This is a genomic window from Desulfitobacterium sp. (assembly GCF_035539115.1).
In the GTDB taxonomy this organism is placed as follows: domain Bacteria; phylum Bacillota; class Desulfitobacteriia; order Desulfitobacteriales; family Desulfitobacteriaceae; genus Desulfitobacterium_A.
Genome location: NZ_DATLJA010000088.1, coordinates 1 through 7,911, shown reverse-complemented (window position 1 = coordinate 7,911; position 7,911 = coordinate 1). Strand labels below are relative to the sequence as shown.

The window sequence follows — 7,911 nt, the reverse complement described above, 5'->3', positions numbered from 1 at the left end:
GGCTTCCGCCTACGCCAGAGGCTTGGCGCAAGCCAAGTTTTCTTTATACTAACAGAAAGTGTAAATTTTGGGCAGATAGCATAAGTGCAACTAAGGCTTCCGCCTACGCCAGAGGCTTGGCGCAAGCCAAGTTTTCTTTATTGCTATAGTTTGAAGTATTTCTAATAAAAAGGAAACTTACTGGACAGATTTCATAAGATTACGGACGAAGACTGCCTCGGGCACTGCTCCTTCAAATTGAATATCTTCATTAATAATCGTCTTAGGAACCCCGTAGACAGTATATTCTTCTGATAGTTCCGGGAACTCCGTCGCCTCAATACATTCGGCTTTAATATGGGGATTGAGCATTGCCAATTGATGAGCCGTGCGCACGGCACGGGGGCAATGCGGTCATGTAGGGGTTGTAAAGACTTTAATTGTTACATCTTTCTGAACGTGTTCGACCTGACTAATAAGATCAGGAGGCAGCTTTGTCTTGCCTGCTGATATATCCACAATATCTTCAATTAACGTACCAAATTCATATCCTGAAGGAATACCATAAAAACGCACACCGGTATCCTGCCCAGATGATGTTTCAAGGATAAGTGCTGGAACTCTTTCAACCTCATACTGCTTGATATATAGATCTTCAGTAGGATATTGATGCAATTCGAAGCGAATCTTATCGTTTAAATCAGCAATTTCCTGAGCTAACTGCTCTGTTTCATTACAATAAATACATTCTCCAGGTTTAGTCTTATCTTGAACAAATAAGCGTAAGATAACTGGCTCGACAAGTTGCTCGGTAAAAAGTTTACGGATGTCAGCAGTATCTTTTTCGGAAAGTAATTTACTCAAACTTAAGTCCTCCTTTGTTTTAGAAAAATGTTTATTTTCCGTTTAGCGTATTATCCTCTCGGATATCTTCTCTATTAAGATAAACTTTATACCAAAATTTTTCAAGGCCTTGTACATCAAGTCCTTAACAATTATTATATAATTAGGAATATTATACGAGAAACGAGGAATGAAAATTGATGTACAAATTAGAAAATCATATGGAAGCAGTTACTCGTCAAGCTCTTAAAGAATATATGACTAAAGTTACTCTTTGCTGTACTTGTGAACGTTGCCTTGCTGATATTCTAGCCCTGACATTAAATCAACTTCCAGCAAAATATTATGTCTCCTTAAAAGGAGAAATACTGACCCAGTGGGAGAGTCAAAATCGACCTGACCAAGCTCGAATTATGGCAGCAATCGTAAGGGCAGCCAAACAAGTGGAGGCTACCCCTTCGCATGATTAAGAACGTTAATCCGCATTTAAAGCAATAAACATGGATAGTAAAACGGTTATCACGAGGCAAAGCACTCGAAAAGGAGTGGTAACCGTTGAGGTTATTTGGACGGGGACAACTTCCAAGTTTTGCACAAAGATCATCCTTACTTTCTTATCTTGCGGAGTATTGATACCATCGAATCCAAGTACTTCCGGTTTTTCTTATCTTTATCTAATCTAACATATGTTAACTTAATTCGTTTTGTATCGAATAGATATTTCAGTCTCACCAAGAAATGTGATATCATCATTCTTCAGGAGGACTTTGCATTACTTTAATGGAACCATTATCCCATGTTTAAGCGAGGTTTTATAAGTGTTTGACACTCAAACGTTAAAGCGATTTTCACTTTTTTCTTCTCTAGCTGATGATGATCTTAATCCCCTACTTTCTCAATTCAAAGTAAGGCATTATCGGAAAGGTCAAATTCTTTTTGTAGAAGGCGAAATTGGATCTCACATTTTTTTTGTGTTATCTGGACAGATTAAGCTCAGTAAGACCTTAGCCGATGGGAATGAGCAGATTCTCGACTGGTGTGGTCCCTATGATAGCTTAGCCGAAATCTTGCTGATTGAATCTGGTCCCTACCCTGCCACAGCTGAAGTGATTCACGACAGTCAAGTCCTTGTTCTTTCCAATCAAGGAATCTCTGAATTTTTAGTCCAGCACCCTAAGCTTGGGGTTGCCCTCATTCGCACGTTAAGTAAACGGCTCCGTCTGAATCAGGAGTTTATCCGAATTTTAACCAGTCGCTCAACAGCGGGGATATTGGCCGCTCTTCTTCTTCGTTTAGCTCGGCCTGCTCCAAATCCTAGTGAACATATTTATGTTGACGGAACACTCACGCATAAAGATTTGGCAAGTATGATTGGGACCTCTCGCGAATTAGTCAATCGATCCATCAATAATTGGAAGAGGCTCGGCATTATTCAAATCCAGGAAGGGCGCCTTGAAATCCTTAAGCCTCAAGAACTCGCGGACTGGCCGTAACTAAACAACTCTTTGTCTAATCGTGCACTTTTGCTTATTGATTGTAGAACTTATGCTCGCGTAAGCCTTCTTCAAAACAATAGTCAGGTAATCCTTCCGAATCCAGTGACTTCACTTTTTCCCAAGTTTCATCCCACGTTAACGTAGTTCGGCGCCGCCAGAAAATCATGGCGGCGCGTACTTTTTCGATACTGTTCTGCTTAGGGAAAACTTCCAAAAGGCCTGTTCCTCCCCAAGACTTTACCCATTCACTATAACAATGAACTGCCTCTGGAGACTGCCCTTGAATTTGCCTCAGGGTAAAAAAGCAGGCCAATTTGACTAAGACTTTTTCTTCATTTTTCCGTTTGCAGTCAAGACTATCCAGATCTAGTCCTGTAATCAAAAGTAACAGAACTAAATAATGCAAACGAACGACTTGTCGAAGATGCTCTGGATTGAGCTGGAGAATTTCCGCTAAACGTCCTATGGGGCGGAGGTAAAGCTTAACCGCAGGCTCATTTAAATTCACCTGGGCAAATGCATCTGCAGGAATGGGGAACAGATCTTGTAAGCCACTATCTGCCAGTTTAATTAACAGGTTCTTTTCGCTTTGCAGCATACGCTGATCTTGTCGTTGCAGTTGTTCAGAGGTATCCTTTAGAAACTTCTCAGCTTCTCGAGGTTGTTCGGGGAGCTGCTCGACCCATTCCCTTAAACGTGAACGTCGAGGCAAAAGGAGATCTAAGAGATTGGCGGTCTCCTGGTGAAGCGTTTGAAACCCATGTTTTACTTCCTCAGGGTTATGGTACATCCCTTTCATTAATAGTTCAGCACTTCGAGGAATTTCCATAGATTCCTCAAACCGAATCATCGCTTCCCCGTTTTCCGCTGGAAACTTAAGCCCAAGAGCTTGTTCGACTTCGAGGCGCAAAGAGCACACCTGAATCCCCCCCTTTAGGGCATATTCTTTGATTACATCATATGGCTAAATGATGAGGTTCAGACCATTCATTTGCGTCTTCCATTTTAGTTTGTTAAAATTAAAAAACATAATCAAACAAAGATTTTAATTTTTCTACCTAGACTCAGACCTAAACTATAGAAATGAGTGGAATATATGTCAGAACGGAATTACCGGGGTTTAACCTTAGATCGTTTTCAGGAAGAGGCTTTAGATGCTATTGATGAAGGGCGTTCTGTTATTGTTGCTGCCCCAACAGGAACCGGGAAAACATTGGTTGCTGATTATCTGGTAGATAAGGCCATCGAGGCGAAACAACAGGTCATCTATACTGCACCGATTAAGGCCTTAAGTAATCAAAAATTTAAGGACTATAAAAAACTATTTGGGCCTGAAAAGGTGGGAATTATGACGGGTGATGTGGTGATGAACCCTGACGCGCCCTTGCTCATCATGACGACCGAAATCTTCCGTAATCAAGTCATTACCGAAGATCCCGCGCTACAGCGTGTAACTCATATTATCTTTGATGAAATTCATTGGCTTAATGATGAAGAACGGGGAACAGTCTGGGAGGAATCCATCATCTTAGCGCCAGCCCATATGAAAATTCTTGGGCTCAGTGCTACGATTGCAAATGCGAAACAACTAGTGCATTGGATCGAATCCATCCGTGAGGAAAAGGTTTCGCTCATTGAGGAACACCGTCGCATCGTCCCCTTAGATTATTATTATTATACCAAGGATACTGGGCTTGTTACCTATGAGCAACTGTGGCGCTATTACCACCAAAAGATTAAGGAACGTACGTCTATAGAAGGCCCTCGCTTTTCTCCCACAACTCATTTAGACTTAATCCGAACGATTCACCGCAAATATCTGCCAACCCTTTATTTTGTATTTAGCCGCAAACAGTGTGCTGACAAAGCAAGAGAGCTTGCCGGAATTGCGAATTATCTTAAACCGAGCGAGAGTGCCCAAGTTGAAGAGGCATTTCTGCAGCAATTTGGGACTGAAGAAGAGTGGTCAGCCTCAACCCGGCAGCTTAAACGCTTATGCAGCAAAGGCATTGCCTTTCATCATGCCGGTCTTTTACCTGCTCAGAAGACTATCGTCGAGGACCTATTTCTGAAACGTCTCATTCAGGTTCTTTACTGTACGGAAACGTTTAGCGTCGGCATCAATTATCCTGTGAAAGCAGTTTGTTTTGACTCTCTTAATAAATTCGATGGGCGCAACTTCCGAGCATTGGCCAATCATGAATTTTTCCAGATGTCCGGCCGAGCTGGCCGTCGTGGAATCGATGAACGAGGTTATTCTTTTGCTCTAATCGATTTAAACTACATGGAGAAAAGCCCGACGCCACGCTTTAATATCAAACGTTTAGAGCCTTTGACCAGCCAGTTTAAACTTTCTTACAATACCGTTATAAATCTCCAAGCGACGTTAACGTCAGAACAAATTGAGTTATACTTTCAAAAGAGTTTTGCAGCCTTTAGCCAACTTCAAGCCAACGAAGATTTGAATTCTGAACTCGTCCAAATTGAGGATAAACTTACAGAGATTCGTCAAATCGTTTGTGAACATGCTGGAACGTTTACCTGTTGTCTAAAGTATTACCCGAAAAAGAAGGAACTTGATCGCCTAAATCGTTCTTACCAAGCCCTTGGACCCCGTCGTCAAAATCGTGCTTATGGAAGAGAAATGGGCCGAAAAATTCGAACATGGCAAAAGCTCCTAAAAGTGAAACCCCAGAATTGTCCAGCTTTGAAGCTCACTGTTTGCGAACAAGAGACTAAGAACTTGGCTAAGTTGCAACAGCGGGCCGCCGAAATTCAAAAAGAATTAGCAGCCCTCCCTGATCAGCACTCCTTCCTCTCCGAATTTCAGTTCAAGCTGAATCATCTTCGTCAAATGGGTTATTTACGTGGGGAAGAACTTCTCCCTCGCGGTGAATGTGCTCGGCATATCTACGTTCAAGAACTTCTTGTCACGGAACTCATTTATTCTGACATCTTTGATTCTCTCGATGATGATCAACTCAATGCTTTGCTTTCAGCCATCGACTTTGAATCCAGAAAAAATGACTTTTTTCAAAAACTTCCTGTCCTTGATTGGGTCCCCATTCAGGAATTAGAACACTATATTCAATCAGTCTGCGGTCCTGACACTGTGCGCTATGACCCTCGCGTGTCCATCATTACTTATTCTTGGAGTAAAGGACTTTCTTTTATCGAAATTCAAAAACTATGCAATCTTGATGAAGGCGACATCATCTCTGTTTTTCGCCGGACAATTGATCTTTTACGTCAAATGCGTGATGCGGTCATAGAACCAGGACTCAATCAAAGATTAAAAACATGTATGGATAAATTAGACCGTGATGAGGCAGCTATCCTTGCACTTTAAATCGAGTAAATACGTTTTTAACTCGAGAATAAATAATTAAATTAAAATGAGAAGGCATGCATTAAAAATACAAGCCTTCTCATTTTAATTTTAAGTTATAATTAATCTTCAGCTACTTCGAAGGAATCTTTAGCTACTCCACATTCCGGACAAACCCAATCGTCAGGAATATCTTCAAAAGCCGTGCCAGGAACGATTCCCGAGTCAGGATCACCGATTTCAGGATCATAAACATATCCGCAAACTGAGCAAACATATTTTTTCATTAAAATTCCCCCTTTTAATATACCCTCTTTTATTCTGCCTTCTTATAGGCAATCATTTCAATTTCGATTTTCACGTCTTTTGGTAGCCGCGCGACTTGAACCGCAGAACGAGCCGGTGGTTCCGCATTGAAGAACTCCGCATAAATACTGTTCATGACTGAAAAATCATTCATATCCGCAAGAAAAACAGTGGTCTTCACGACGTTGCTAAGTGAAGTACCCGCTGCCCGAAGAATTTGTTCCGCATTTTGTAAGACCTGTCGTACTTGTTCTTCAATACTTGGCCCCACTAAATTGCCCTCAGCCGTTAGGGGAATCTGGCCAGAAATAAATACTAGGTTTCCAATCTCAATCCCTTGAGAATAAGGTCCAATGGCCGCTGGCGCCATCGTTGTCGAGATGACGGATTGTTTCATTTTTAATCGACCTCTTTATCGCGTAATTTTTATCCGTTTCTTTGGCTAACACGTCATAACCTACAGTCGATCCCCATAGAGGGATATTCTATAGTGGTCCCAAACATATCTTTTAAATTGCTCCGAGCATTGGCAGGGGCCTTGATGATCACAAAAACCGACATCTAACTTTCCTAAAAGATGATGATGGAGAATATGGACATTGATATAGAGATGATTAGCAAGCTGTCTAACGATAAGGTAGTGTCGCAAAACTCCAATGAATGACAAAAATAAGATGAGATTTACATTCCATGCATAAATCGGGTACATCCAATACGTTAAGCTCGCCACTCCCAAGAGCATAGTTGCAGTTAACCACCTTAGCTCGCATTTTCGAGAAGAATGCCATTCCTTATAACGGACGAGAAATTCGGTAAATAAACGTTCCATCCCGGGGGACACTGCTGGCACTACTTGCTGCTTTAACTTTTGCTTATAGAGAGGCTGGATTAGTACACCCATAGAAAGCCTCCTTAAACTTAGATATTACCGCGCAAGATGAGCTTATTCAGATCTTGTAAATCGCCGTAATAATCGGTTTGAACGTCGTCGGTCGGTGTTCCAACGAAGAAGGTTTTCATCCCTATTTCGCGCGCTATTAAATCTTCAACCGGATGATTTCCGACCATCATACATTCCCTTGGGGATAACCCCATACGTTGGGCTAATTCTTCATAAAAACTCAACTGAGGTTTACAAAAATGAAAACTTTCCATCGATGGAATGAGCGCAAATTGTTCGGGAGATAGCCCCGCCCAGCGGATACGTTCTTCAATAGCGAGAGTCGGCATGACCGGATTGGAAGCAATCGCTACCGTATACCCTTGTTGGATCGCGCTTTCAACTGCGCGTTTGCCATCCGGATTCACCTTGACCAAGCAATTTAGCGCAGGGAAATCGGTTTTGTAAAACTCTTCAAAAATGGGCCACAGATTATTATAGGTGAGTCCCGTAATTCGGGTAAAATCATCAAGAAAGTTTTGGAGATTCGTTTTTCCTTCTTTAGGTTCTTTGATCATCGTCTCAGTTGAACGCAAAACGTTTTTTCCAAACTTCTCCGGCGAAATGAGATGGCTAAAACGAGGAGCAAGAAGACCAATGTAATTGCGCATAAAGTCCTCTTGATCCATTATCGTCAACGTTCCATCCAAGTCGAAAAGGATTGCTTTAATCATCGTTCCACCTAATTCTTATAATTATGCTTAAGTAATTCTCCCTATTTCTCAGAATTCCTGCCGAGGATGATAATTTCCCCTAGTTTACCCCGTTTAAATTCATGAAAACAGATAAAGAAAACTTGGCTTGCGCCAAGCCTCTGGCGTAGGCGGAAGCCTTAGTTGCACTTATGCTATCTGCCCAAAACTTATACTTTCTGTTAGATCGGGTAGGAGGCCACCCATTATTTGAGTGGCCGACCTCCCACACCACTTATCCCGCAAAATGCGGCATCCCGACTAGTAGTCACAAACCCTTATATAAAGCCTTCCTTTCACAAAAATGGCGGGATAATATTTACTGGC

General features: G+C 41.8%; 9 protein-coding genes and 1 pseudogene. 3 read left to right on the top strand and 7 right to left on the bottom strand.

From position 1 onward, the window contains the following. Positions 1–177 precede the first annotated feature (177 nt). Positions 178–381, bottom strand: a pseudogene (locus VM640_RS14450) (thioredoxin family protein); the annotation flags it as partial. A 12-nt stretch (positions 382–393) separates the two neighbouring features. Further along, positions 394–843: a thioredoxin family protein gene (locus VM640_RS14445; RefSeq protein WP_325393424.1), complete on the bottom strand. Its 450-nt coding sequence runs from the start codon at positions 841–843 to the stop codon at positions 394–396. Between the two features lie 179 nt (positions 844–1,022). Between VM640_RS14445 and VM640_RS14440 the strand changes: the two genes are divergently transcribed. Next, the gene (locus VM640_RS14440; protein WP_325393423.1) at positions 1,023–1,292 is read left to right on the top strand and encodes a late competence development ComFB family protein; all 270 of its coding nucleotides are present in this window, start codon (positions 1,023–1,025) and stop codon (positions 1,290–1,292) included. Between the two features lie 348 nt (positions 1,293–1,640). Then, a complete protein-coding gene (locus VM640_RS14435; RefSeq protein ID WP_325393421.1) occupies positions 1,641–2,315 on the top strand; it encodes a Crp/Fnr family transcriptional regulator in 675 nt (224 codons plus the stop codon). Between the two features lie 34 nt (positions 2,316–2,349). Here the strand turns inward: VM640_RS14435 and VM640_RS14430 are convergent, their stop codons facing one another. Beyond that, positions 2,350–3,237 carry a hypothetical protein gene (locus VM640_RS14430; RefSeq protein WP_325393419.1) on the bottom strand — a complete coding sequence of 296 codons (888 nt, stop codon included), beginning with the start codon at positions 3,235–3,237 and terminating at the stop codon, positions 2,350–2,352. Positions 3,238–3,414: 177 nt separating this feature from the next. Between VM640_RS14430 and VM640_RS14425 the strand changes: the two genes are divergently transcribed. Then, complete coding sequence (locus VM640_RS14425; RefSeq protein WP_325393417.1) at positions 3,415–5,667, top strand: DEAD/DEAH box helicase; 2,253 nt, start codon at positions 3,415–3,417, stop codon at positions 5,665–5,667. 101 nt (positions 5,668–5,768) lie between these two features. Here VM640_RS14425 and rd read toward each other — a convergent pair whose 3' ends face one another. The 4 genes from rd to VM640_RS14405 are packed head-to-tail and all read right to left on the bottom strand — an operon-like array spanning position 5,769 to position 7,566. Next, positions 5,769–5,933: a rubredoxin gene (rd, locus tag VM640_RS14420; protein WP_325393415.1), complete on the bottom strand. Its 165-nt coding sequence runs from the start codon at positions 5,931–5,933 to the stop codon at positions 5,769–5,771. A 29-nt stretch (positions 5,934–5,962) separates the two neighbouring features. Further along, positions 5,963–6,349 (bottom strand): RidA family protein, encoded by a 387-nt coding sequence (locus tag VM640_RS14415; protein WP_325393413.1) that lies wholly within the window; start codon positions 6,347–6,349, stop codon positions 5,963–5,965. 60 nt (positions 6,350–6,409) lie between these two features. Next, positions 6,410–6,853 (bottom strand): hypothetical protein, encoded by a 444-nt coding sequence (locus tag VM640_RS14410; RefSeq protein ID WP_325393411.1) that lies wholly within the window; start codon positions 6,851–6,853, stop codon positions 6,410–6,412. A 17-nt stretch (positions 6,854–6,870) separates the two neighbouring features. Then, on the bottom strand, positions 6,871–7,566 hold the full coding sequence (locus VM640_RS14405) for an HAD family hydrolase (RefSeq protein WP_325393409.1): 696 nt from the start codon (positions 7,564–7,566) through the stop codon (positions 6,871–6,873). Positions 7,567–7,911 lie beyond the last annotated feature (345 nt).

Coding starts and splice junctions, on each gene's coding strand:
- VM640_RS14440 (WP_325393423.1), top strand. CDS start 1,023: ATGTACAAATTAGAAAATCATATGGAAGCAGTTACTCGTCAAGCTCTT.
- VM640_RS14425 (WP_325393417.1), top strand. CDS start 3,415: ATGTCAGAACGGAATTACCGGGGTTTAACCTTAGATCGTTTTCAGGAA.
- rd (WP_325393415.1), bottom strand. CDS start 5,933: ATGAAAAAATATGTTTGCTCAGTTTGCGGATATGTTTATGATCCTGAA.
- VM640_RS14415 (WP_325393413.1), bottom strand. CDS start 6,349: ATGAAACAATCCGTCATCTCGACAACGATGGCGCCAGCGGCCATTGGA.
- VM640_RS14410 (WP_325393411.1), bottom strand. CDS start 6,853: ATGGGTGTACTAATCCAGCCTCTCTATAAGCAAAAGTTAAAGCAGCAA.
- VM640_RS14405 (WP_325393409.1), bottom strand. CDS start 7,566: ATGATTAAAGCAATCCTTTTCGACTTGGATGGAACGTTGACGATAATG.